This is a genomic window from Pseudomonadota bacterium, from assembly GCA_039815145.1.
Lineage (GTDB): Bacteria > Pseudomonadota > Gammaproteobacteria > Steroidobacterales > JBCBZW01 > JBCBZW01.
The window spans coordinates 1-24,097 of record JBCBZW010000027.1; the positions used below are offsets into that span (position 1 = coordinate 1).

22 protein-coding genes and 1 riboswitch are annotated in these 24,097 nt (G+C 64.1%); of the genes, 5 read left to right on the top strand and 17 right to left on the bottom strand.

Translation table 11 applies throughout. From position 1 onward, the window contains the following. Positions 1–382: hypothetical protein (locus AAF184_09460; protein ID MEO0422549.1), on the top strand; the 382-nt coding region annotated here is incomplete at its 5' end. Between the two features lie 2 nt (positions 383–384). Here the strand turns inward: AAF184_09460 and AAF184_09465 are convergent. The 10 genes from AAF184_09465 to AAF184_09510 all read right to left on the bottom strand — a co-directional run bounded on the left by AAF184_09465 (position 385) and on the right by AAF184_09510 (position 8,077). Then, positions 385–1,260 (bottom strand): alpha/beta hydrolase-fold protein, encoded by an 876-nt coding sequence (locus AAF184_09465; protein ID MEO0422550.1) that lies wholly within the window; start codon positions 1,258–1,260, stop codon positions 385–387. Positions 1,261–1,428: 168 nt separating this feature from the next. Continuing rightward, a complete protein-coding gene (locus AAF184_09470; protein ID MEO0422551.1) occupies positions 1,429–2,799 on the bottom strand; it encodes a S41 family peptidase in 1,371 nt (456 codons plus the stop codon). A gap of 16 nt (positions 2,800–2,815) precedes the next feature. Next, positions 2,816–3,340 carry a Rid family hydrolase gene (locus tag AAF184_09475; protein MEO0422552.1) on the bottom strand — a complete coding sequence of 175 codons (525 nt, stop codon included), beginning with the start codon at positions 3,338–3,340 and terminating at the stop codon, positions 2,816–2,818. A 71-nt stretch (positions 3,341–3,411) separates the two neighbouring features. Continuing rightward, positions 3,412–4,416 carry a phosphotransferase gene (locus AAF184_09480; GenBank protein MEO0422553.1) on the bottom strand — a complete coding sequence of 335 codons (1,005 nt, stop codon included), beginning with the start codon at positions 4,414–4,416 and terminating at the stop codon, positions 3,412–3,414. A 308-nt stretch (positions 4,417–4,724) separates the two neighbouring features. Further along, on the bottom strand, positions 4,725–4,928 hold the full coding sequence (locus tag AAF184_09485; protein ID MEO0422554.1) for a cold-shock protein: 204 nt from the start codon (positions 4,926–4,928) through the stop codon (positions 4,725–4,727). A 171-nt stretch (positions 4,929–5,099) separates the two neighbouring features. Next, on the bottom strand, positions 5,100–5,873 hold the full coding sequence (locus AAF184_09490) for a serine protease (protein ID MEO0422555.1): 774 nt from the start codon (positions 5,871–5,873) through the stop codon (positions 5,100–5,102). Then, entirely contained in the window at positions 5,851–6,516 is a 666-nt protein-coding gene (locus AAF184_09495) for a hypothetical protein (protein ID MEO0422556.1), read from the bottom strand. The genes AAF184_09490 and AAF184_09495 overlap by 23 nt, the downstream gene beginning before the upstream one ends. Positions 6,517–6,548: 32 nt before the next feature. Beyond that, positions 6,549–6,815, bottom strand: a complete 267-nt coding sequence (locus AAF184_09500; protein MEO0422557.1) for a hypothetical protein — start codon at positions 6,813–6,815, stop codon at positions 6,549–6,551. A 333-nt stretch (positions 6,816–7,148) separates the two neighbouring features. Further along, positions 7,149–7,643, bottom strand: coding sequence for a hypothetical protein (locus AAF184_09505; GenBank protein MEO0422558.1), 495 nt, complete (start codon positions 7,641–7,643; stop codon positions 7,149–7,151). Positions 7,644–7,687: 44 nt separating this feature from the next. Then, positions 7,688–8,077, bottom strand: a complete 390-nt coding sequence (locus AAF184_09510; GenBank protein ID MEO0422559.1) for a hypothetical protein — start codon at positions 8,075–8,077, stop codon at positions 7,688–7,690. A 528-nt stretch (positions 8,078–8,605) separates the two neighbouring features. Between AAF184_09510 and AAF184_09515 the strand changes: the two genes are divergently transcribed. After that, positions 8,606–9,025 (top strand): hypothetical protein, encoded by a 420-nt coding sequence (locus AAF184_09515; GenBank protein ID MEO0422560.1) that lies wholly within the window; start codon positions 8,606–8,608, stop codon positions 9,023–9,025. Positions 9,026–9,140: 115 nt separating this feature from the next. Further along, positions 9,141–9,342: riboswitch (cobalamin riboswitch) on the top strand. 562 nt (positions 9,343–9,904) lie between these two features. Further along, the gene (locus AAF184_09520) at positions 9,905–10,282 is read left to right on the top strand and encodes a cysteine-rich CWC family protein (GenBank protein ID MEO0422561.1); all 378 of its coding nucleotides are present in this window, start codon (positions 9,905–9,907) and stop codon (positions 10,280–10,282) included. Between the two features lie 32 nt (positions 10,283–10,314). On the opposite strand, the gene AAF184_09525 is transcribed toward AAF184_09520, so the two are convergent. The 5 genes from AAF184_09525 to AAF184_09545 all read right to left on the bottom strand — a co-directional run bounded on the left by AAF184_09525 (position 10,315) and on the right by AAF184_09545 (position 14,714). Next, the gene (locus AAF184_09525) at positions 10,315–11,379 is read right to left on the bottom strand and encodes an energy transducer TonB (GenBank protein ID MEO0422562.1); all 1,065 of its coding nucleotides are present in this window, start codon (positions 11,377–11,379) and stop codon (positions 10,315–10,317) included. Between the two features lie 61 nt (positions 11,380–11,440). Next, positions 11,441–12,784: a hypothetical protein gene (locus tag AAF184_09530; protein ID MEO0422563.1), complete on the bottom strand. Its 1,344-nt coding sequence runs from the start codon at positions 12,782–12,784 to the stop codon at positions 11,441–11,443. Between the two features lie 352 nt (positions 12,785–13,136). Then, on the bottom strand, positions 13,137–13,493 hold the full coding sequence (locus AAF184_09535) for a hypothetical protein (GenBank protein ID MEO0422564.1): 357 nt from the start codon (positions 13,491–13,493) through the stop codon (positions 13,137–13,139). Continuing rightward, a complete protein-coding gene (locus AAF184_09540) occupies positions 13,490–13,843 on the bottom strand; it encodes a hypothetical protein (GenBank protein MEO0422565.1) in 354 nt (117 codons plus the stop codon). Before AAF184_09540 ends, AAF184_09535 begins: the two co-directional genes overlap by 4 nt. A gap of 73 nt (positions 13,844–13,916) precedes the next feature. After that, entirely contained in the window at positions 13,917–14,714 is a 798-nt protein-coding gene (locus tag AAF184_09545) for a helix-turn-helix domain-containing protein (GenBank protein ID MEO0422566.1), read from the bottom strand. 177 nt (positions 14,715–14,891) lie between these two features. Here AAF184_09545 and AAF184_09550 point away from each other — a divergent pair, with 177 nt between their 5' ends. Next, positions 14,892–15,431 carry a hypothetical protein gene (locus tag AAF184_09550; GenBank protein ID MEO0422567.1) on the top strand — a complete coding sequence of 180 codons (540 nt, stop codon included), beginning with the start codon at positions 14,892–14,894 and terminating at the stop codon, positions 15,429–15,431. A gap of 58 nt (positions 15,432–15,489) precedes the next feature. Here the strand turns inward: AAF184_09550 and AAF184_09555 are convergent, their stop codons facing one another. Together AAF184_09555 and AAF184_09560 are read right to left on the bottom strand one after the other, a co-directional pair. Beyond that, a complete protein-coding gene (locus tag AAF184_09555; GenBank protein ID MEO0422568.1) occupies positions 15,490–18,603 on the bottom strand; it encodes a kelch repeat-containing protein in 3,114 nt (1,037 codons plus the stop codon). A 64-nt stretch (positions 18,604–18,667) separates the two neighbouring features. Next, entirely contained in the window at positions 18,668–21,328 is a 2,661-nt protein-coding gene (locus AAF184_09560; GenBank protein MEO0422569.1) for a choice-of-anchor Q domain-containing protein, read from the bottom strand. A 496-nt stretch (positions 21,329–21,824) separates the two neighbouring features. Between AAF184_09560 and AAF184_09565 the strand changes: the two genes are divergently transcribed. Next, positions 21,825–23,840: a hypothetical protein gene (locus AAF184_09565; GenBank protein ID MEO0422570.1), complete on the top strand. Its 2,016-nt coding sequence runs from the start codon at positions 21,825–21,827 to the stop codon at positions 23,838–23,840. The last annotated feature ends 257 nt before the right edge of the window (positions 23,841–24,097 follow it).

The following is a 24,097-nucleotide window of genomic DNA, read 5'->3' on the forward strand; positions in this document are numbered from 1 at the left end:
CGACCTGGTGGTGGAGATGCCGAGTGATCTGGCGCTGCGCGTGGTGGATACGACGGGCTCGATGAAGGTGAGCGACGTCGCGTCAGTGGACATCGAGGACGAGACGGGATCGATTCAGGTGCGGGACGTGCCCGGCCTCGTCCACGTGCTGAGCGACACCAGCGGCAGCATCGAGATCACGCGGGTGGGAAGCGTACGCGTCGACGAGGACAGCTCAGGCTCCATCAAAGCGTCCGCCGTGGCAGGGGATGTGTACGTGGGCCGCGACGAGTCCGGCAGCATCTCCGCCGAGGATGTGGGCGGCAGCTTCACGGTCGTCAGCAACGCGAGCGGCGGCGTGCGCTACAACAACGTGGCCGGAGACGTGCGAGTCGGGCAATAGCCCTACTCGCCCCGCGTGTCTTCGGCGATCAAGTCCGCGAGCCACTTGAAGCTGCGGACCGCCGTGGCCGGGAACGCCTCCGAATGACCTGACCGCTCGACCACCTCGAGCGCATGCAGGTTGAGGCCAGCACTCCTGCTTTCCTCCAGCGTCGACATCAACGCCCGGATCTCGACCATGGCCTCCGTTTCCTTCTCGCCAACGCTAACGTAAACGTTGGCGTGGAAAGCCGCGCCCTCCGTTTTGCGTTCGGCCGCGAGATCCTGGACGAACTCGAGACTCTCGGCGTTGAAGGCCGGGCTGCCGAGCACGTAGTGCGTGAACGTGTCAGGCGCTTCGAGAAGGATGTAGGCGCCGTACGATCCACCCAGCGAGAAGCCGAAGTAGATGCGCTGCGCCGAGTCCGCTGCGTAGTTAGCCTCCACGTACTTGATCACGTCATCACGGATGAAGGTCAGGTGGTTACGGCCCTGACCCACCTTGTACTTCGCCTGCACTTCGGGATCGGAGGCTGGGACCACCGTGTAGTCGCGGAAGCGGCTGATGTGGGGTCGCTCATCGCCCTCGAAATCGTCCTTCGCGTTCTTCTGCCACGAGATGACGACGACGATGGCGTTCGGCAGCACGTACTCCGCCGCGCCGGACAGCATCTCCATGTGCCAGGCGCCGTCCGTGGCGTACACCACCGGGTGCCGGGTGTCGGTGGATTCGCCGTAGCTCTCGGGCAGCCTGATGTAGAGCTCGTAGTGCCTGTCGGTGTTGCTGTCCGTGATCGGCACCACTTGGGAACGCGGGATCTCATAGGGATTCGGCGCTGCTGCGAGCGCGCTGCCGAGGGGAATGGTCAGCATCAAGGCCAGAAGAGCGAGTTGCTTCATGGAGTCCCTGCTTCTGTTGGTTGGGGCGCGACGCAATCAAGCACATCGTCGAAAGCCTCACAATCCGTTTGCGACCAGCCGGTCGCAGCACACGGTGGAGCGAGGCTCGCTTACGGCCCCGCGGACCTTCTCAGAACCCGATAAGTGGGGTAGAGGCGCTGGCGTTGCCTACCGCTCGGCTCGCGTGGGGCTGTTTGACCGCTCCACGGCGAGCCCGAGGAGTTCTATCGCACGCTCACGCATCGAGTCGCTTCTGTCGAGCGTGTCTACGAGCGAGTAGGAAAGGGCGATGTCAGGCTGAACCGCCTCAACCGCAGTGAGTTGCGGTGCCTGCACCTCAAAGATCATCCGAGCGATGGAGTACTCGACGCTCTCGTGGGTCGACGTGAAACGCCGTTTCCCATCGTTGGTCGATTTACCCCCGCCTGCCGGAGCACCGACCAGGGTGGCAATGTCGTTTGCCTGCGCCAGGGCTAAAAAGTGCGGTACGGCGGACAACGTAAGGCCATCCATCAGGATGTAGACCTGACCATCGAAGCCCTTGCCGATGGGCTGCTGCTCCAGGAAAAGCCCCTCCCTGCCCCGGGGATCAGAATTCTCAGCGTAGAACGCAAAGGGCTCGCTCGTCAGGTGGCGGAGCATGTAACTGCCCGCGGTACCAGATCCGCCGAGCACGCCGCGCATGTCTATCAGTAGACCGCCGCGCCGGTTGGTCTGGAGATCCCCCATGACGCCAGCCCACCATTGCTGAAAATAGTCCCCGCGCTCTCCACCGTAAAACGCCAAGGAACGAAGCGTCGCGATGCCGATGTTGCGCGCTTCGTCCTTCTCGTAGCAAAGCTCCTCACGACAGACGTCGTTCGGCCTGAGAATAGGATCGGGTTCCCATTCAGTCATGGGATCGAGCAGGATCGACTGCGCCTGGCCACGCAACGTGACCGCGTACTGCTCCGGAAAGCCTAGGGCGTAGGTCAGGTACGATGTGGAGTAGAAATTCGACATCGCTTCCTTCGAATTGGGCAGATGCACATCCGAGGCCATTCGAGCGAAGATCTCCTCGCGCAGTCGCGCCACGGGGGTTCCATTGATCCGCACGATCTCATCGCCCTTTGAAAGCGACTGCCCATTGTTCTTCGCATCTACGACGTACAAACGTCCCGCGTGAAACCTCACGTTGATGGGGAAACGCTGTTCGATCGAAATCTCAGCGTCTTGCTGATTGAAGTACGGCAGCTTGGAGTGGCCGCAGCCGATGGCAGCGATCACCTTGGACATCGCCCAAAGGAAATCGGCGCGTGTCGAGGTTTGCTCGAGGGCATCGAGCTCAGCCTGCACCAGCGTGTCGAATTCCGCTTCCGTAAGTGTGCGAAACGGGCGCGGATGCTCAGCTTTGATGCGATCGCGCAGTTCGCGGATATCGGCGCGATAGCCCGCTACACGCTGGACCTCTTCAGTTTGGGCATTCTCCGGCACCTCCGTCGCAATAGGCTGCGCGGCAATCGATCCGAGGAGCGTCGCTGACACGATATACGCAAACATACAAACTCCTATTCACTCAGTCCGCGACTGCATGCGGTACGTACACCGTCAACTCTATCTCTACCAAGCCTGTCTCCACGAACAGCTCACTGACACCGACGGCGGTCCACGCGGGCGTAGCCTTCATGAATTGGTTCTTCACGTCGCGCACGGCGTTCATGTGGGCCAGCTTGTCGCCCTCGAAATGAGGGCTACCCCACACGTGATAGCTATTGATTCGGATCACATCATCCAGCGAAGCACCCAGCGCGCGCAGGTGCTCCTCGATCCCTTGAAACGTGCGCTCCAGCGACCTTCGGAATGCCGCCGCGTCCTGACCATCACCGGGCGCCGGGCCGGCGATGACACCGGATAGCACGATCAGATCGCCTGCGCGCACCGCAGGCGCATAGCCCCAACGTTCGTGAAACGCCCGCGCGCCTTCGTTGCCGGACACCACGACGTCGGTCCCATTAGGGCCATCGACGACCGTGCTCGGCTCGGCATGGGCGAAAGCGGCGCACAGTAGCGCTAAGACGGTAGCAGGAGTCTTGAGCTTCATGGGGTACCTCAGTGGTGGGTGTGGTGGAGAGCCATCCGCGAGGTAGCGTATCGGGACCAGCAGAGGTGCGGCTACTCCACCCCCGCGTTCGCGAGTAGTTGCTGGATCGACGCCACCGTTCGATCTGTTAAACGCTCCGCATAGCGATTCAGCTTCCAGTGATCTGGACTCCAACCCTTCAGGAAGCGGGTGAAATCCGCCCAGGCCGGGGCGTACAGGGCACGCCATTCGCGCTCCACCTCAGCAGCGTCCACATCCGGGTGGTGCACCTCGAGCGCCTCCGCCAACGCGCCAAAGTAGAACGTGAGAATCCGTCCCTCCAACGCTTCGCACTGCTCACTGCTGAGACAGCTGCCGAGGAGGTAGATCAGATCCTTCATGCCACATCCACCGCCCACGTACTGAAAGTCGACGGCCGCGACGGACTCTCTGTCGCGGGCGAAGCAGAAGTTGGCGATCTTGGCATCGCCGTGCACGAAGGTTTGGAACCGGGCCCGCCTGAGCAGAAGATCGATGCTCGTCGCCGCACTTCGCAGTGACGAGCCCTCCATCCGCTCGAGTTCGTCGGGCCGGGTGTCCAGGTGCCAGTAGGTGCCGACGTCCCAGAGGCCCTGCGGTGAGACACCCAGGAACGTGGCATGGAAATGCGCTAGCCACCGCACGCAAAGCGCAAGCTCCGCCGGCGTCACGGACGACAGTCTCCCCGGGAACCCCGCGGCATCGAGATCTTCCAGCGCGATGTAGAGCTCCGTGCCAACCGCGTCCACGGCGTAGCATTCGGGCACCCTGCAGTCGACTGCGCAGCGCTGACTCCACGTGCGATACCACGCGGACTCGACCTCGTAGGACTTGAGCTTTCGTTGGTGGGAGCGTTCGGTGTTCCACCCTCGCGGGTGTTCGGCGGCACCACTCGGTGGGCGTACGTGCTTGACGATGATGGAGCGCACCGTGGCGCCTTCCACGCCATAGCGCCGGATGGTGCCGTAGCCGCTCCACAGCGATTGCAAGGTGTCGCCCTCGACGAGCCCGGTCGCTTGCAGTTTCTCCCTCAGAGCGGCTTCGAAGGTGCTCTTCATAGCTCTGCGCCAGCGTCGGCTACTCTCAAAACGCAGTGATTGCAGCTGAAGCAAACTCACCCCAGCGCGTCACGGCCGCGACTAGCACAAGGTTACCCGACTTCCGTCGATGGCTTGCTCATTCGAAGGGGACGCCGGGGAAGCTGACCGAACTCGGCCGGATTTACGTCCGCCTGCCGGCGCCCGTGCCGGAATGCCCCACTCTCGCCGGGCCAAGGGCTGCCCCCTCGCGAGTCACTCGCAGGTGGGTGTGAAGGGGGGAATGGCTGGGCCAGAGCTGCTGAGCGCAGCTCCAGCCCGGCCGGGTCTTAGGCGGCTTGCAGGTTTCCGGCGGCCGGTCGCCCGCGCTCGGTCACCACGTCAAAGGAGACGCGCTGACCTTCCGAGAGCGTTTCCATGCCAGCATTCTGCACAGCGCTGATGTGCACGAACACATCGCTGTCGCCGTCTTCCGGCGCGATGAACCCAAAACCCTTGTTCTGATTGAAAAACTTAACTGTTCCGATAGCCATCTGTAGGCCTCCAGACTAGAAAGCGCGGAATCGTGCGCTCTGACCGAACAACCTGATTGATTTGCGTGTCTTGAACGTAGCGCTCGAGGACCGAGCGAGATGAGAAAGGCAGGCGGGATACCGAGGTCGCCGGCGGAGCTTGCGCCCGAACGCAGCGAAACGCAAGCAGTTTCACGTTTCTTTAGTCAATACCATCAAAATGTCCGCGTACCAAGCGCAGTTCAACCCTAGTGCTTCGTCCTGCTCCGCATCACGCCCGAGCAGGTCCAGCCGGGCGGAGTGAACACCTAAGAGCCGATAGGCGAGATCGCCGAGGCTCGCGCTCCGCTCACGCATCACCACCGGCGCGCCACTGCTGCCACGATGCGTCCGCCCGTCGGTCAGAAAGAACCCCTTACCGGTGAAGCGCAGACCGAAGGACGAGGCGATGATCGCCTGACGAGCCACCGCCATGTGGTGAAGCGTATCGCGCACGCCGAGGGGGAAACCCACGATCATCAGATGAGCGCCCAGCTCCAGCGATTCCTCGGGCAGCTTCAGGTGAGCGGGGGTGAATGCGCGATAGGCCGTCGTGGCCGGCAACGCCTCCTTATCCAGCTCAATGACGGCCACATCGACCTCTCCAGAGGCATCTTCCGCTTGTCGCCAGCACGCCTTGCCGTCGCGGTAAAGCGGGACGGAGAAGCTACACGCTTCGGCTAGGTTGTCCCCGTCCGTGTGCAGATCGAGGTAGAGCTCGTCTGGGTAGTGCCGAGTGGGCTTGTCGTAGAACACGTGCCGACTGCTCACCAGGTAGAGACGATCGTCGCGCGAGAAGAAGAAACCGCTCGCGTTGGTCAACACGCGCTCATCGCGACGCGTCGCGATAGGCGCGACGGCTAGCAGGATGCTGTCGATGGCCATCGCCGCCGTGGTCGCCGGATCAGCGCGGGATGACGCAGGCATCCGCGACGCGTTTTAGCGGCCGGTCACACTCCCAGTCATGGCCCGTGTAGTCGAGATGCGCACCTGGAGGCACCTCCAGCGCGATACAATCCGTAGCGGTGATGCGGTATCCGCGCTCGCACGTCCAGCCGGGGCCTAAGGAGGAATCCGAAAGGTAACCGTGCTCCGGTACAGCGATGCGCGCACAACGCTCACCCTCGGCTCGAAACCCGCGTTCGCACTGCCAGCCAGTGCCGAACGGCAAGTCCGACAAGTACCCATGGTCGGGCACATCGATGCTCGTACACCGTCCGTTGCCCTTGCGGTAGCCACGATGGCACTTCCAGCCGTTCCCGCTAGCCGTAAGAAACGCGTTGTCCGGGATCTCGACCGGTACGCAGCCGCTTTCCTGGTCCTGATACCCGTGGTGGCACTCCCACCCCTTGCCATAGGCGCTGCCGGTGGCGAACCCGTGCTCAGGGACTTCTATAGCGACACACTGACCCGAGGATTCGCGATAACCCTCGTCGCAGGTCCATCCGCTCCCGTAGCGATTGGCTTCGGCGTTGTCGGGGATGGCCCCGGCGTCAAGTGCCTGACCACACGCGATGCCTGCCGAGCACATGGCCATCGCAAGCACGAGCAGCGACTCCAGCCGTGACACGGCTCTGTTTGTCACCGCGGGCACACGGCCCGTCATGCTGGCTTCGCACCGCTATCGGCGGTGCGCTGTTGGTAGCCGCGCTTCTTGCCGCCACGCCGTTCGTTCAGTTGAACGATCAAGGCGTCGACGACGTCCGCGACCTCGGCAGGGCCGCCGCGCCGCATACCCTCGATGACGTTGTCCCCCTGCACGATGACGTACTTACACCAGAGCTGACCCTCGCAGCCCGAGGGCGGCGACGTCTTGACGATGCTATCCAGGACAAACGGCAGCGGACTCTTAGATAGTGTGCTTGTCATTCTCGACTCTTGGGGTTGGGGCAGGCGACAGGACAGGGACAGCGTTCGCCCGCGCTTGGAGGAGTGCCGTGCACAAGGCGGCCGGCGGTGGGCGCTAACGTATGCAGAGCGGGTAGGGGATTACGGCACAAGACCGCCATCTGGGCGGCGGATCGGGGCGTAAAGGCGTTTGCCAACGCTGTGGCAATGCGTAGTGCGGCTTCGTCAGAGGCCGACCGTTTAGGACACCACAGTGCGCCTTTCGGCCACTTGCCGCAACTCCAAACGGCCAACGCTCGCTTCGCGACCAGGCACCAAGCACATCGAAGGGCAGTGGTGAGAGGTAGCCCGCGGCTATTCTAGCGGCAGCGCGTGCATGCCAATGGACCTTAGGCCTCGGCGATCAGCTGCCGTCTTGAGCGCTCGATCGTCCGTGTAAATCGTCTCTTGGCCCGCCGCCCGAGCAATCGCGACGATCTCCATGGCAAGTCGAGTATCGAGCGCTACCGTGGCTTCACCGTCGCACCCATCGACGGCACTAGCTGGTATCTCGCGCACCATGGATGCCCACTCTACGGCTGCGCGCTCTCCAAAGGGAGCGATCTCAAACTGCGAAGACTGTTGCATCACCCCGAGATACGCGGGACCGCTCTCATCCGCGAGCACCAGGAGCTCACCCAGTGCAGGGGCCGGAACAACGATCTTCTCCCCCGCCGCCTCCAGGCACCTGATGAGACAATCGATACGCTCGCGTACCCGATCCACGGGAAGATCTGCGTCATCAAAAGGTGGTGGTGATGAGTCTGGGTGCAGTAACCGCATCAGGAATCGCGCGTCGAATACCGCCATCGTGTCGCCCTATGCGCCTTCGATCAGCGGCTGCAGATCGCACATCACGTTGTCGCGCATCCCGGCTTCGTCGGATAGAGCCTTCGCAAGTCCGTGATCAGCTCTCCCAGCGGAGCGTCGGTGAGGATGTCGAAGCCGCGAGCGTCCAGATGTCGAAGATCCCACGCTCCCGAAGCGCGACGGCGCCACGTTGCCTTGCCATAAAGGCGAACGGTCTCGCCCAGGAGCACGCCCGCGCTACGAAGCTCGGCTAGCACTGAGAGGCTCACATACACCTGCGCGCCGACATACCGCTCACCCGCCCAGAGGTGAACTGCTATGCCCGTGCTGGTGCCGGCGCTGGGCGGATCCAAACGCGACAGTACGCCATCGATCGAACCGTGTTCCCACACGTCGCCGTGATCACCCGCACTCGGCCAGTCCGCCTCGGTCAAGCCGTACACCACAGCAGTCACCTTTGGGTTGAGGGCAGCACCTGGGCAAACACCCATGCGCAGCGGAGAGGACTTCACTGAGACCAGAGCGTCAGGAAGTCTCCATCAAGAAGCGGCCGCGCCGCTCGGCGGAACAGGAGGCAGGTCAGACATCATCAGCGTTGCTGATTCAACGGGCCATCATCGCACCTTCGAGCCCGCAACGAAGTCACGCACGACAAACGTTGTGTCGTGCGGGTGGACGCGGTGACATCAGTCAGCAGTTCACTACAACTAGGCAACGCCAATTGTTGGGGTAGACGAGATCCTCCATCCCGCTTCGCCGCCCACGCTTCGGCTATGCTCGAGCTGGGCGACGTTGCCCCCTGGGGCGGCGGATCGCCAAGGTGTCGATGGAGCGACCGACGACAATGGGTGTCGTGCCATCAGTGGCTTGTTGCAATTCGAGGGACTGGAATGCACAGGGACTCCCAAGGCGCTCGCCAAGGCGGCGCAGTGACGTATATCGCGCTTGCTATGGCGTTAGTGATGCTTAGCGTTGGCGCCAACGGCGATAGTGGTGAGCATCTCACTACTGCGCAGGCCGATCTCTGCGACTCTCGCTTCGAGAGCTGCCTCGACGCCGAGAGCACCTTAACGCTGCTCCCGCCCAGCCCCGGCGTTGCGGGCGAAATCAATGATTTCATTACCCTCGATGGGTCGCCGGGCACCAACGTCGTGCTCTACCTCGGAGGCGTTGGCACCAGCCCCGTGACCGTGGGCCCGTGCACCACCTTCGTGGATGTTCGCCGGGCGAGATTCTTCGACACCGGGCCCGCCGACGAGAATGGAGAGGCGGTGCTGAGCCGTCGGGTTCCCGAGGGGTTTCGGGGCGTGCCGTTGCGTATTCAGGCGTTGGATGTGCGCAGCTGCACGGTCTCCAACCTGGTGGAGACGGTCTTCGAGTAAGCGCTCGTTGCTAAGCTGCGCTAGCGCGCCGGCCTCGCCCGCCTGCCCGCCTGCCCGCCTGCCCGCCTGCCCGCTGCTCGCTGCTCGCTAAGGCTTGCTTTCACGATATCGACGACTCAACATTCACAACGACGGTGCCCGCAAGGGCCTAACAGGGAATCCGGTGCCCAACCTCACCTAGAGCGAGGAATACCGGAGCTGCCCCCGCAACTGTAAGCGGTGAAGCGCGCTGCCCCAGTCACTGATGCTTAGCATCGGGAAGACCAGCGCTGCCACGCCCGCGAGCCAGGAGACCTGCCGTCGTTTGTGTTCACTGTTCTTAGCGGCCGGGGTGTGCCGCGGGGAGTTTTACTATTTTCATCGTGGTTTTCAGCTGCAGATGCGGCTCGTCGCTCCGAACGCGGGCATCCTTCGAAGGTGGTGCGATGTGGTCGTGATGCAAGCGGGCACTAGCGCCATCGAGAACATCATTCCGTTTCCAACCGCACGTATCGAGGGCCGGGCCGCCGTACGCGGCAGGGCGCTTGAAGCGTTTTTCTTAGGTCAGGGACATTATCAGTACCCTAGTGTAGAGGCGGCGGTGATGGCCTGGATCAATGCCTTACCGCCTGCGCGCTGCCGTGGACGGGCCGCGTGGGCTATGCGCGTGAAGCTCGTGGAGAGCAGGTCGAGAGCGATGCAGCACCCCAGCGATGGGGCGGCTCTCTCGGCAGCATCGACATCGCAACGCACCCTCAGGCAACGCCAGGTGCTGGCGCTGCTTGGCGCCATGAGCCGCCATTGCTGGCCTGGCAGCAACTGCCCCAATGACGCCACAGAGGCGTCGACGCGGCGCCAAGAAGGCGAGCGGCCTGGACCCGCTCAGCAGGAGCGGTAGCGATGAGCAGCGTACAAGATCGTTTGGTGGCAGACACTGAGCGTCAAACGCACTGTCCGGTGTGCTCTCGGGCGAATGCCTGCGGCGTCGCGCAAGACGGTGAGGGCAGCTCCTGCTGGTGCATGGCCACGCAGGTGTCCAAGGAACTGGTCGACTGGCTGCGTGCCCAAGGGGTGGACGAGCGTTGCCTCTGCGCGGAGTGCGCCGCCGGGGATGTGCCGTCACCTTGTGTCGGCATGTGTCGCTTGGACGAGGCCAAGGCCAGCTGCGTTGGCTGCGGCCGTCTCGTCAGCGAGATCACGGGTTGGCGGTCGCGCAGCGCGGTGGAGAAGGCGGCGGTGCTGCTGCGCCTGCAAGGCAGTCCGGTCGCGGAGCGCTGAAGCGCTGCCTCGAGAGGCTGGCCGTTGTCGAGTTAGCGGGTGTTCGCCACCGACTGCTGCACCATCGTGAACTCCGTCCCTGGGTCGCCGTACACCATCACGTGGCACTCCCCACCCCAACGCTCGGGGACCAACCAGGCCTTGTCTTCAAACAGCAGGCGGCGCGCCACGCTCTCGTCGCTCGCTTGCCCTTGGGCCGCAGACTCGCGGTGGTGGGCGCAACGGATCTCGATATCGCGGATATCGCCGCTCACATCCTCCAGGTAAAACGAAGGTTTGACCAGGACGATCGACCAAACTTCATGGTTGATGCGCCCCTTGGTCCCGTACGCTGGGATCTCCTCTTCTGCCGCAGCCAAGCGCGCGTGATAGGGCGCCAGACTGGGGTCGTCGTCATCTACGCCTAGGTCCGCGAAGCGTGCCCGGAGGTTCTTCGCCTCGCCAAAGAAGTTGTCCTGTACGAGAAGCTTGTAGCGAATGATGGCCGCCTGACGCGTGGAATCCGCAGGCACTTGGCCTTGGTCGTGCGCTACCACGCGGCCCGCCGCGTGGCGCATCATGGAGAAGTCCTGCTCTTTCGCGGCGAGTCGAAGTCGCAGGTTCCAGTAGGCACCGGTCTCGTAGAAGTTGTTCGTGCCGTATTCCCGGAGCTCACGCACAAACTTGCGCGCGCGCTCGATATCGCCCTTCTCGAGGACGCGCGAGGCGCGCCTGTAGCGCGCGACGAAATTGGGCGAAGCCGCGGTCGACGGGGGATTGAGCCTGAACGAGACCCTGTGGTCGTTGCGGCACTGGAGAACAGGTTCACCGTTCAACGTGGCGGGCTCGAAGCGCCAACCCTCCACCGCGCTGATCGCGGCGCGGCGGAAGGACTTGGCCCCGGCGGAGTCCGTGATCACGATGTCCGTTGGCTTACCCGTCTTGTCGATGATGAAATTGACATTGACCCAGCCCTCTTTTTCATGGAACAGCGCGTTCATCGGGTAGTCAGGAGGCGCCCGTTCGATGGGCACGGCCCCCTTGAAGAGATACGCGGGCACCTCGGTCGGCTCAGGGCTCTGCGCTGAGGATACTGACGTGATGGTCAGCGCCAGCACACCCAGACCGGCACAGAGCGAGTTCAACCTGTGACAGTACGGCACAGCAGCCTCCAGCGGGTCAGGGCACAACCCTGACGTCATCACACCCGGCGAATGGTGTTGCCAACACCGTGCCACTCACGCAGGCACTCGTGCCCCCGAGTTCCAACCCGGACGCGCCCACGTCGAAGCGCAGAAACAGGTCCTCGCGACCGTCGTTATTGAGATCCGCGATGGTGCTGCTCGTGACCGGCGCGCCACCAGGGCCGAAGGCGAGGCTCGCCTCATCCACCTGATTGACGAAGAAACCGGGTGCGCCGAGCAGCAGCACCGGTACCGTGCCATGGCGCGAGAGCGATACCCAGTTGATTTCCTGTCGTGGGCGAATCAACACGTTGGGTTCGGTAGCCGCACCGACCGGATACACGGTCACGCCGCCGTCCATCGTGACCGTGAGCAGCGCGCCCTCACCGGAGATGCGCAAGCGACCTTCGCGGAAGGGGAAATTACCGATCCAATCAAGGCCCAGGCCCTCGTCGATGACGGCCACCTGCTGCAGGGTGTCGACATCATGGACTTGGACCGACGCGTCTGCACCCGACCACGCGGTGTAGAGCAGATCAGCTACCGGACTGTAGGCCACGCCGATGGGGAGCTCCACACCGGAGTCGCCCAGGATGCCGACTTCATTGAACACCGGATCGAACAGGCGCATACCGGAGAACGATGGCACGGCGATCTGAGCGCCATCACGGCTCACTCCCACTTCGAAGTTGAACGCGCCGGTACCGGACTCGTTGAAGGTGCCGTCGGCAACGTCGTAGAGCCCGAACTCGCCAGAGGAGATGTTGCTCTCCGCGTAAGCGACGACGCTGCGGTCGGCACTGGTGGCGAGCATCGTTCGCTGCCTGACGCTCGCGAGCGTCGTCACGTCTCCGCTACTCAAGGTGAGCTGACGCAAGGGCACCCAGCCCGACCCGCTGAACTCGGAGGAGATCAGCAGCGTATCGTCGTCTACAAAGGCGGCGGTGTGCGTGCCCGACTCGCCGAAGGCCAGGTCGAAGCGGATCGTTTCGAAGGTGCCCGTCGCCGTATCGATGACATGAATCCAGTTGCTGACGTCGGACTCGATGCGGTCATCGGCACTCACGAGGGTCCTCCCGTCCGGCGAAAGGGTGAGACCGCGCGGTTCCCCGCCCACGGCGACCGGATCCAGGAACATGTTCGAGAGCAGATCGAAGCGAAGGATCTCGCCACTGTCGCTGGAGATGTAGACGATGCCGCTGCGCCCGTCGGCGAGGGCGTCCACGCGCCCCTCCGCCGGGATGAACAGGCCGTTGGCGTGGGCGGGAATCGCCAAAGCAGTGAAGCAGGCGAGGGCGGCGAGGCGCATGAAGCACGTGGCAGGCTGAGGCTTAAGCATAAGGGCGCTACATCTGGATCCGTGATGGTGTGAGGAATCGACCAATCAGGTCGCTGGCCGGAAGCCTGCGCTCGGCGAGTGCGGACGGTCTTCAGGCTAACGCTTTGGCCGCTTTGTTATCGTATGCGTAAGGATACGAGGTGGTTCGAGCGGGGGCAAATGCAGATCGCTGACTTACCCGATAATGCGGCGGCCAGGCCGCAATAGACCGATTTGAGACGGCCAACATCGGGCGCTAGGCAGGTTACGCTTGCGTCAATCAGCGACGCACATCTAGAACGGCACCAGGAGTGCGACCGGACCTGCGAGCAACTCGTCATTTCAACACTGTGGATGCCCTAAGGCAGAATAATCACTCCCGAGCCTCCACACGGCGCGCTGCCGCGGTGAGTTGTGCAAGTTCGCTGAACAACGCGGAGTCCTGGCGCTTGAAGTTGAAGCAGGTCTTCCCTTGGCGACGCTTACCGAGCTCGGCCGACAGATCATCAGCCAGCGCGGGATGCTCGTAGAGCGTCATCAGGTGATAAGCGACATAGCTGCGCTTGATGGTGACGGCACCGAACCAACCCAGCTGCCCCTTCTTGTCACGGCGCTGCGATCTAACGGTCAGACTTCCCGCCTCATCGTCAGTCACGACCAGGCCATCGTCCACCACACCCAGCATGATGTCCCGCAGCTCGCCGTAGACCGCCTCGAAATCCGCACTCATGCCGCCACCCTCTCGCGGGTGAAGAGCTTGCGCCCCTGGAAGAAGCCGCCGAGCATCAACGTGGCAGCAAGCGGGACGAACCAGATGGGATGTTCGATCACGAACAAGTTCCCAACCGCGAGGACGGCCAACAGCACACAAGCCACGATCGCCGGCCAGGCCGCTGGCGCTATGCGGCCCGCAATCGCCGACGCCACCAAAGCGCCTACGCCGTAGCCCATCGCCACGATGGCGAAGAGCACGTCTGCGCTCGAGTCGCCTACGAGCGAATGCCCCACGTACTCCACCAAGGCGATGGTGCCGCCCGCTGCGAACACGCCCACCAGAACCGCAAGAATCTTCCGTACCACCGTTTACTCCAAGCTCCTTCCCAGACGGTTTCAAGTCTCGGGCAACGCCAGGTTCCCGGCTTGAAAAAATCGATCAATCTTCGCCGCGCATGTGGGGCGGGTAGCTGGGATCGCGCTTGCGCATGCCGCTCGGCGCGGTGCCTGCGAAGCGAATCATCTCCCGCGTCAGATGCGCCTGATCGGCATACCCGTATTCAGCGGCAAGCTCGGCCAGGGAGCTGGTCGGATCCGAGAGGCGTGGGTCGCGCAGGATCCTGTCGATGCGATGCAGGATCAGCCAGCGCTTCGGGGAGAGGCCGTTCTTCGAGGCGAAGGAGCGGCGCAGCGTCGGACCGGATACGTTGAGGGACCTCGCGAGCGCTTCGACACTCGGCGGCGCCTCATCCGCCAGCTCCCGGAGCCGACTCGTGTCCGGGTCGACTGCTTCGAGGCAAGCGCCCAACCAGGTACCGAAGCGCTGAAACAAGGCGCTTTCGCTGGGCGCGTCCAACAGCCACTCGCGGAGGTGCTGCGCATCATCGCCGATGAATTCGGACAGATGGGGCGGAGGTGTGCCGTCACCGGGTGGGATAGCACCCAGCCACCCGTGCGCCACCCAAGGATAGAGGCGCGCGCCGATAAGAACGCGCTCGCCGATGGCACGCGCGTGGCGCGGCCCCTCCTGGACTGGAGTGACCCAAGCCGTGCGGTACTCGCTTTCCGGGCCGTCAGCCGTGGGCTTCCAGAAGTGGGTACCTGCCAAGCTGATGACGATCTCGACATAAGGCTTCGGCAGACCGATGCGCGGCGCGCCGTCGTCCCGCAGCAGCCACAGCTCGAGGACATGGTCTTTGATTATCGGAAGGGGACGCGTAGTGACGAAACTGACCATCGGATCGAACTTGCCCCGGTCGGCGAGATCGCGTCAAGAGCGTGCCCGTGGTTTGACCTGGGGCTGAACAGCGCGAGTCCCAACGGGAGCGCACCGCCCGCCGAGTCAGCCCTTGATATGAAAATAAAACAACAATATATTGCTGTTTTATTTTTATCTGCGTGCGGAGGAGCCGCGATGCCACCCGCTTCCAACGTCTTCCATGACGAACACCGGCCTTGCTCCCCACGGGCCCGGTGGCTCGGGGTCCTGTGCCTCTGCCTCTCCGCCGCCCCCCTGGCCGCGCAGACGCCCTACGTGTTGCACCGCGACCTTCCCCCAGCGGCGGATACCGACCTCCGGCAAGCTTACTTACCGCCGCAACGCCTACAGGTTCCGTTTGCTTCCTCGGTGGAGGATGAAGTGGTGGTCTACGGCCGGCGGGAACCCCTGGGCCTGCCGGACAGCGTCCGGACGGAGATCTGGCGTTCACAGCAACGTGAGTTGCGGGCCATGATGATCGAGCGCGAGCGCATGGCGAATAAGATTCCCCTCGAAGGCTTCGATGCGCTCCTCGGCACTCACCTGCGCGTGCGCCTGTTACCCACTTACGACCCCCTGAGCGAGCGACGCTTGGAGTACCGGATCAACGACAGCATGCCTGTGGGCCTGATCGAGCTGTTCTGTATGGCGCTCGAGCAGAACCGCGAGTTTCGCAAGATCTGGCCAACCGATTGAGAGCTTCCCATAACGCCCCCACTTCTCCAGTTAGCATGAGCGGGTCCGGTGGCCTCGCCTACTTATAGAACTCCGGGAGACCTACAACATTTGGCAATCCGCCGTTCAGGAGTACGCGTCCGTCAGCAAGGCGCTCCAAAATGAAACCCTGGCGGGGGGTAGTGAAGCTCCCAACCGAGGTCCAGGCATCCAACGTCGGATCGTAGCGCTCCGCGGTTTCCACGCCGAACAAGGCGCTGCTCACGTTGTTGAACCCGCCGACCACGAGCACGTCGCCGTTTCGCAGCAGCGCCGCGGCGTGCTGCTGACGGGCTTCTGAGAGGGAGGCCGCGGAACTCCAGGTATCAGTGCCGGGGTCGTAGATCTCCACGCTCAGCAGCGTCGTGCCGTCGGCTTCGCCTCCCACAATGAGTACTCGACCGGACGACAGCATGACGGCCGTATGATTGACCCGAGCGGTTGTCATCGGTTCGGCATCCGACCAAGTCTCGGAGGCTGGATCGAATATCTCGGCACTGGCCAGTGCCGAACCCGTGTCTGCGAGAGTGTCAGGCACACCGCCGTAGCCTCCTGACACCAATACCCGACCGTCGGCGAGCCTCGTCGCTGTGTGACCGAAGCGTGGCGTACCAAGGGCTTGGATCGACTGCCAGGCGTTAGTGTTTGGGTCGTAGAGGTCGACGTCCCCGAGAAAGGTGGTGCATTCGCAGTCCATCGAGAGTTCATCCCCTCCCACCGCCAGGACCCTGCCATCGATGAGCAGCGTCGCCGTATGGTCGAACCGCGTGCTTGCCGTACCACCGGCCGAACTCCAAGCATCGGTGATGGGATCGTAGCGCTCCGCACTTTGCAACGCCGTTAGCCGGCCGTCGGTACCGCCGAGCACGAGAGCGCTGCCGTCGGCCAGCACCGTGAGCGTATGTTGCTCCCTGCGTGTCGCCATCTCGCCAGCCACGTGCCACGTATCGGTGTCAGGATCGAACAAACTGGCGGCGGCGGTTGCCGTCAGGAGGCCAGACCCACGCGCGTTGCTACCGCCGGTGACTAGTACACGAGCGTCGGGCAGGACGCCGGTCGCCGCGTCGGCACCCTCGTGGGCCAGAGAACCCAAGGTCGAAAGATCATCGCCGGTGGGGTGCAGCAGCTGCGCTCGTCCGATGGAGGTATAGTTGTCCGCAACGACGAAATTGGATGAGTTCTCAAGCCCACCGAGCGAGAGCGCACGCCCATCCTGGAGCAACGTCACGGTCCCCCGATCCGCTCCGAACCTGGATCCTCGAAATCTCTCTTGCCAATCGACTCGGATTGGGTCGTAAACCCATGATGCCGTTTGCTGAAAGAACGAACCTGCACCGAACACCTGACCGTCGGGAAGCAGAAACAGGAAGCGCGCATTGGGCGGCTCCGCTTCGATTCCGAATGGGTCTTCCCACACGTCCGCCACGGGGTCGTAGATTTCATTAGCGCTGGCGACATACACCTTCCCCGTTAGCAGCACCACGGCACCCGCGGCGCTCCAACCCTGGAGAACGGGTGCGGCAGTACGCCAACTGTTTGATCCCGGGTTGTATCGCTCGGAGGTGACGAGGTTGCCGTTGCCGGCCGTGTTTCTCCCCATGGTGACGAGGACTTCTCCGTCCGGCAGCAGGACGGCCGTGTGCAATCCGCGATCTTCGAACAGGGAACCAGCGGACGTCCAACTATCACTCGACGGATCGTAGACCTCCGCGGTGGCGGTAGTAGTGCCGCCCGGACCCACTCCACCCACCGCAAGCACTCTGCCATCAGACAGCAGTGTCGCCGTGTGAAACGCGCGCGCCTCGGCCAGTGGCGCCGCGTCGGCCCACTGCTGAGCTGCAGGCTCGTAGAGCAGGGCTGATGAGAGTAACGTGCCGTCGGCACCAGCGCCGCCAGTCACCAGCACGCGGCCATCTCTCAGCAACGTGGCCGTGTGCTGGGAGCGAGGTGACGGTAGCGATTGGCTGAGCGCCCAGGTCTCGGTCGTCGGATCGAACATCTCCACCGTGCTCGTCACTCGACTCTGCGGACTCACCTGCGGAAAGTTCGCGCCTGGAACCACCGGAATGCCGACGTCGCCGCCGACGATCAGCACACGACCGTCGTTCAACAGGGTCGCAGTGTGCAATGAGCGAGACGTCGGATCTCGAAGATCTTTGACGAAAGCGTCCTCGAGCACCTCGACGTTCGCCGACGCCTCTGCCGTGCGCCCCTGCGCGTCCGTCACACTGACCGACAGTTCGAATTCGCCTACGAGCACACCCGCTAGGTACGTAAGCGATGCCTCGTCCGTCGGGCCATCGACAGACGCTTCCGTCGCCTGGCGCTCGAGGCTCCACGCGTACTGATTGCCATCTGCAGCTGGCGTGGATACCGTGACCGCCGCCGATCCGCTCAGCACGGCAGGCTGCGAGAAGACGCTGACCACGGGAAGAGAGGCCACAACGACCACCGTCTTGACCGCGTAGACCGTGCCTGCCTCGTTGCCGATGGTGGCGCTGATCAGCGTCTTCCCAAGTTCGCCCGCCGTGTACTCGATCGCGTTCGTGCCCTGCCCAGCGGTAATCGTGCCGTTGGAGATCGACCATGCATAGGTCACGTTACTCTGCGCCGGCACGGCGACTACGTTGCCGGTGCTCCCCGGCAGCACCGCATTCTCACCGCTCGCAGTGGCGCCTTCGGGAGCCACGATGACGTTCAGCGTCGCGGCTTCGGATATCGTCGACGCCGTGGTCCCATCGAGGGTGTTGGTGACGAGACACTCGTAAACACCTGCATCCTCGGGCGCCACGGCAGCGAGACTCAAGCTTTCCGCCGTCTCACCGCTGATGTCGTTGCCGTCGAAGCGCCACTGGAAGGACAGCGTTCCGTTCGCCGTCGCCTCCACCCTGAACTGCGCGTCAGCCCCAGACACAACGTCAACTGACTGGGGCTGCGCCGCAATCGCCGGTGCATCGGCCACAGGTGGCGGAGGAGCGGGTTCCTCTGGCACTTCAGGGCCGCCGTTGCCACCACACCCGGCGAGCAAGATGGCCGCGAGGACAAGCACGAGCAATCCAAGCCCGAACCGCTCAGCGATCTCTCGCAGACGCTCAGCCACGTAGACCACCGCGCCTGGCGGCGCATCTGGTGCATTCCTGCCGTTCCCAGTCATCCCTCTACTCCTCAGGTGTTCGCGCCTCGGTTCCGGCGAAGCCGGCGAGACTGATGGCTGGCGCTCAGAAGGCACCGTCCGCCGGGGTGGCAGCGCCCTCGAAGGCGCCGATGTCACAGCGGGCCAGCCCATCGCCGTCGCCATCGAGGGGGCGTCCAACCCCACGCTGGTCAAAGGTGGGGCAGCGGGTGAGCGAGCCTCGATCGATCGCCGGACTGCCCGGCAGCAGAGCATGGGTCAACGTCACCCCACCGTTGGGGGCGAGGGGGCCTAGCATCGCCTCGACGCCCGGCAGGTCGTTTGCGGCCGTCAGGCCACAGCTGCCATCGCTGTCGATATTGTTGCCCTGGGAAACGAAGGCGGCGGGGCCCCCAGCGCAATCCGGCGCAGTGCCGTTGCCAGCCAGGACGGTGTTGAACAGCCGCACGCCGCTGAGCTCGTTATCGACGGTGATACCTGCGCCCCCCTCGGGGGCCGCGTTGTCAGCGATCGTGCTGTTCAGAATCGCCACCTCGAAGCGCGACCCCACATGGATGCCGGCGCCGCTCACGCCCGCGCGGTTGGTGGAGAAGGTGCTGCTGCTCACGGTGCCCTCACTCGGGCTGAAGTTGTCCGGAGTGGAGACCGCGAACGCACCTCCTACGTGGCTTGCGATGTTGTTCGCCAAGGTGCTGCGGGTGATATCCGTGACACCGCCGTCGCTGAACACCGCACCTCCGCCCTGAACGCCCAGGGCCCGATTGCCGGTAAGGGATGACTGATCGATCGTGAGCTGCCCGCCCAATTGGTACACCGCGCCTCCCGCCTCGCGCGCAGCGTTGTTCGAGAGCACGACGTTGCCGAGCAGCAGCTGCCCGAAGGTCATAGAGATGGCACCACCGCGCTCGGCTCGCCCGCCGGTCATGGTGAGGTCGGTGATCTGCACGTTGGCGCTGTCGAGGCGGAAGTGGCGGCTGCCCACCGCCCGCAGCGTGAGGCCGCGACCCGGCCCCCGGACGATCAGATCGTTCTCCACCAGCAGTTCACCACGCAGGGTGATGGTGGACGACGGTGGCAGCTCGAAGCTCACCACGGCGCCGGGACACGACTGCTCGATGGCTTGGCGCAAGCTGCCGGCGCCGCCGTCCTCGGTGGTGGCCACCACGGACTCGAAGGCGCAGGTCTGCAGGGATGCGGAGCCTTCGTCCGCCGTGGGATCCTCGTCGCTCGTCACCTGGGCCGTGTTGATCACGGTGACGTCCGGTGGAGCATCGTCGGCCACGGTGGCTGGCACGCTCAGAGTAACCATCTCCCCCGCCGGCACGGTAAGATTACTGGCGATAATAGGTAGATCCGACGGGTCGTCAGCCAGAATCGCATCGGGCTGCGGGGGGATCAGGGTGACGGGGCCGACGAAGACCGTCTCCGGTGGCAAGGGGTCGCTCACCACCGCGGACACCGTGTCGTCCTTACCGACATTCCTGACCTCCAGCGTGTACACGATCGACTCGCCGGGCCCCACCTCCTGCGTGGCGCTGACCCGTTTGCTCAGCACCAGGTCGACCGGCAAGGACTCGAAGGCGCCGATGTCGCAGCCGCCAGCTTGGGGGCGAAGCACGCCGCGCTGATCGGTGGGGAAGCAGCGGTCCGGATCGCCCGCGTCGAGGGCGGGGCTGCCGGGGCCTAAGGCCAGTGTGGCCGTGGCGCCGCCGTTCTCGTTCAGGAACAACAGTTGCGGGTCGACGTCGACCAGATCGCTCTCTGCGGCTGGCGCGCAGAGTGGCGCATCAAACAGGTTGTGTCCTGCGGAGACCACGAGGTTTGGGCTGGCGCAGATGCTATTGACGCCGTTTTCAGCGGCGATCGTGTTGTTCAGCGTGTACGTGCCACTGCCCGAGAGCAACGTGCCGAAGAGCGACGCGGCGCCACCGTTACGACTGATCGTGCTCTGCTCGATCTCTACCAATCCGTCACCGCCGACGCCGATGACGACGGTACCGAAGTCTTCGCTGGCGACATCGTTATCGGCCACGGTGCTGTTGCGAATGATCATCTGGCCGCCGTTGTTGGCCAGGGCAGCCGTTGCGATCAGCACGGGGCCTGCGGGGATGGCGACGTTGTCGGCGATCAGACTGTCTTCGATCACCACCCGGCCACGTTCGTTGTAGATGGCGGGTCCTTCGACGGTGGTGAGGTTGCCGGAGCTGAGCGCGGAGTTGCCGATAACGCTCACTCGACGCAGGTTCAGCACGCCGAAGTTGTAGATGCCTGCACCCTCGGCGCCGGTTAAAAACGCATCAACGAAGTTGTCCGCGACCACCACATCCGTCAGCTCGAGGTTGCCGCCGTTGACGATGCCCGCGCCGGAGAACTCGTTGAAGCCACCCGCGAAGGTGAGGCCGCTGATGCGCACCAGGGCACGCCCGACGCTGAGCAGCGTCGCGCGGTTCGGCCCAACCGTCAGGAGGTCAGCGCCTGGGCCTTCGATGGTCAGGGACTTGTTGATGGAAAGGGGCGTACCGGCGAGCGCGATGTTGCTCGGGAGCGGGACGTCGAAATCGATGAAGCCACCGGGACATACGACCTGAATGGCCTGCCTCAGGCTGCCTGGGCCGTCATCCTGAAGGGTGCGGACGGTGACTTCGGGCAGGCACTCGTCCGCTGCGTGGGCGGGCGGCGCGAGGTGCAGCGTTAGTGACGCGAGAAAAGCCCCGAGCAGAGCGAGGCGGCGAGTTGGAGGCTTCATCCGTGATACCCCTTATCGGTGTTTACGGAGAGCTTAGGCGACCACGATGGGCTGATCAACGCGAGGGGGCTCGACGAATTCGCGCAGCTCGACCACTCGCAGGGTACCCAATTCGGGTGGGCCCTTGGACTTGACGAATAAGCTGCTTCTCGGAGGCCTCGACGGACATGACTCACCCGCTTGCGACTGCGAATCTCGCCTGGGACAGACGCCGGCGGCGGTAGCGGCCTCGCAAGCACGGGTCAATTCAAGCTACTCTCAGCGAACAGAAAGGTGTACCGCAGCGCCGCCACGAATACGCCTCGCCGCGATCGTCGCCGAATGACATCGATCGTAGGTAAACGCCCCAAGAAGGCCTGCGGCGATATCGCTGACAACCCTCCCAGGAGGGTATCCGACAGCGTGCCGGACTCCAGACGACACAGGACCAAAGGCAAGTGATTCGCTAGTTTCATCGCACACGCGCGACACCGCGCCGCAACAAGAGAGACAGGGAATGTCAAACAAGATCAAGCCATTGAATGGCGCGCACACTCACACTCCCCTCGCCCGCAGCGTTCGCACCGCACTGCGTACCCGCCTGCCATCGCTCATCGTGCCGGCGGCCACCGTGGGCCTGGCAGTCCTCGCTCCCGCCGCGAACGCCCAATTGTCCGGGTTTCCGCCCAGCTTCCCCCTCACCGACCTGTGGCCCGACTTCGGCGGCGACGGCAGTGAGGGCGTCGTCTTCCAGGGACAGATCTGGGACAACGCTGGCACCGGGGTGGACGGAGGCGTGGACCTCAACGGCGATGGCGTGGACGACCTGCTGATCGGCGCCGGCGCTTTCCGGGGGTACTTCGCCACCAGCACGCCGGGCGATGGCTACGTGGTCTTCGGACGCGAGGCGCCGTTTCCCGCGCTGGTGGAACTCGGCGAGTTTCGCGAAGCCATGGGCGACGACGGCAGCGAGGCCGTGGTCGTCCGAGGTGTGGAGGATTTCGACAATCTGGCCTGGCGTTTCCGCAGCGCCGGCGACTTCAACGGCGACGGCCTAGGCGATTTGATCGCCACCGCGCCAGGAGGCGACCGCGGCGAGGAACGCAGCGTGGGCGGTGCCTACCTCGTCTTCGGCCGCGCCAGCGGCTTCGACGGCGCGGAGTTCAACCTCTCGGGCCTGCTACCGCGGGAGGGTGGCGACGGCAGCGACGGCACGGTCATCATCGGCCTCGACCGCTCCAACAGCCTCGGCCTTTCCCTCGATGCGGACTGCGATGTGAACGGAGATGGCCTCGCCGACGTCGTGCTCGGCAGCCGCTACGGGGATGTCGGCGCCACCCAAGGTGCGGGCAACACGTTCGTGATGCTGGGCCGGACCGATACCCAATCGGTGATCGACGTGCGACGCCTGCTGCCGGAGAACGGCGGCAACGGCACAGGCGGGTTCGAACTCAGCGCAGACGGCGAGTTCGACGGTTACGGCGAGGCCGTGAACTGCAGCGCGGACCTCAACGCCGACGGCTTCGACGACATCGTCATCGCACCGAACGGCTGGGATCTCGACGTCCCCACCTACGTGGTCTACGGCCGCGCCGCCTTCCCACCTACCTTCTCCTTGACCGATCTGCTCGCCGAGAACGGCGGCGACGGTAGCGAAGGCACGGCGTTACGCTACGAGGGCAGCCCCGGGCCGACCCTGAGCAGCGCCGGAGACGTGAACTACGACGGCGTGGAGGACCTGCTCATCGGCGTGCAGGCCGAGGATCAGGCCTTCGTGGTGTTTGGCCGCCGCGGTGGCTTCGGCGTGGATCTCGCACTCGCCGATCTGCTCCCGGAAAACGGTGGCGACGGCAGCCAAGGCATCGTGTTCCAAGGCGCCGTTCGTACCTCCACCGGCACCGTCGTCGCCCGCGCCGGCGATGTGGACGGCGACGGCGTGGGCGACTTCCTCGTCGGCGCCCAGGACTCTCCGAGCGGCAACTTCGACGGCCCGGCGATGCTCGTGTTCGGACGCCCGGGCGGTTTCCCAGCGCAGATCGAGTTCGGCCAGGTGGGCGACAGCACCGAGCAGGTGGTCTTCGAGGCCGACCTGTTCTTCGACGGCGCCAACGCCGACGCCGCAGGCCCCGCCGGCGACGTGAACGGCGATGGCATCGACGACCTCGTCTTCGGCGCCTACACCGGCGGCCTATTCGACTTCCTAGGCCGCGCCCACCTCGTGTTCGGCCGCGCCGGCGACCGCGACGACGACGGCATCTCGAATCCCGCGGACAACTGTTCGTTTACCCGAAACGGTGCGCAGCGGGATACCGACGGCGATGGCTTCGGCAACATCTGCGATGCCGACCTCAACGGCGATTGCCAGGTCACGCGCGCGGACCTGGTCGAAGTGTTTCGCGCCATCGGCACGGAAAATCCCGATGCCGATCTCAACGGCGACGACGTCGTGAACGGCATCGATCTGTCCATTGCCCGCGCTGCCATCGGGCGCCCGCCCGGGCCGAGCGGTGCTAGCCACGGGTGCGATGACTAGTTAGGCGCAAAGGTCGCGGCCGCTGACGATCGAGGCCGGTCGTCAGTGGCGGTGACACTGACGCCCCACCGCAAGGCGCGCTGGCAGTTGCACCAGAGCAACTAGCCACACCACCATTCGCCTCTGTTGGTTCGCGTTATGACGCGAGACCGACCGGTCTGCTGGCGGTCGAGCTTTTAGCGCCCCAACCGCGACGCCCACCTCAATACCACCTTGAGTAGTACCCCCTCAGCGAGGCTAGGGACTCACACGCGCCG

Excerpts from the sequence above, each read along its gene's own strand:
- AAF184_09465 (MEO0422550.1), bottom strand. The coding sequence starts at position 1,260 with ATGAAGCAACTCGCTCTTCTGGCCTTGATGCTGACCATTCCCCTCGGC.
- AAF184_09470 (MEO0422551.1), bottom strand. The coding sequence starts at position 2,799 with ATGTTTGCGTATATCGTGTCAGCGACGCTCCTCGGATCGATTGCCGCG.
- AAF184_09475 (MEO0422552.1), bottom strand. The coding sequence starts at position 3,340 with ATGAAGCTCAAGACTCCTGCTACCGTCTTAGCGCTACTGTGCGCCGCT.
- AAF184_09480 (MEO0422553.1), bottom strand. The coding sequence starts at position 4,416 with ATGAAGAGCACCTTCGAAGCCGCTCTGAGGGAGAAACTGCAAGCGACC.
- AAF184_09485 (MEO0422554.1), bottom strand. The coding sequence starts at position 4,928 with ATGGCTATCGGAACAGTTAAGTTTTTCAATCAGAACAAGGGTTTTGGG.
- AAF184_09490 (MEO0422555.1), bottom strand. The coding sequence starts at position 5,873 with ATGCCTGCGTCATCCCGCGCTGATCCGGCGACCACGGCGGCGATGGCC.
- AAF184_09500 (MEO0422557.1), bottom strand. The coding sequence starts at position 6,815 with ATGACAAGCACACTATCTAAGAGTCCGCTGCCGTTTGTCCTGGATAGC.
- AAF184_09505 (MEO0422558.1), bottom strand. The coding sequence starts at position 7,643 with ATGGCGGTATTCGACGCGCGATTCCTGATGCGGTTACTGCACCCAGAC.
- AAF184_09515 (MEO0422560.1), top strand. The coding sequence starts at position 8,606 with ATGCTTAGCGTTGGCGCCAACGGCGATAGTGGTGAGCATCTCACTACT.
- AAF184_09520 (MEO0422561.1), top strand. The coding sequence starts at position 9,905 with ATGAGCAGCGTACAAGATCGTTTGGTGGCAGACACTGAGCGTCAAACG.
- AAF184_09530 (MEO0422563.1), bottom strand. The coding sequence starts at position 12,784 with ATGCTTAAGCCTCAGCCTGCCACGTGCTTCATGCGCCTCGCCGCCCTC.
- AAF184_09535 (MEO0422564.1), bottom strand. The coding sequence starts at position 13,493 with ATGAGTGCGGATTTCGAGGCGGTCTACGGCGAGCTGCGGGACATCATG.
- AAF184_09545 (MEO0422566.1), bottom strand. The coding sequence starts at position 14,714 with ATGGTCAGTTTCGTCACTACGCGTCCCCTTCCGATAATCAAAGACCAT.
- AAF184_09550 (MEO0422567.1), top strand. The coding sequence starts at position 14,892 with ATGCCACCCGCTTCCAACGTCTTCCATGACGAACACCGGCCTTGCTCC.
- AAF184_09555 (MEO0422568.1), bottom strand. The coding sequence starts at position 18,603 with ATGACTGGGAACGGCAGGAATGCACCAGATGCGCCGCCAGGCGCGGTG.
- AAF184_09560 (MEO0422569.1), bottom strand. The coding sequence starts at position 21,328 with ATGAAGCCTCCAACTCGCCGCCTCGCTCTGCTCGGGGCTTTTCTCGCG.
- AAF184_09565 (MEO0422570.1), top strand. The coding sequence starts at position 21,825 with ATGTCAAACAAGATCAAGCCATTGAATGGCGCGCACACTCACACTCCC.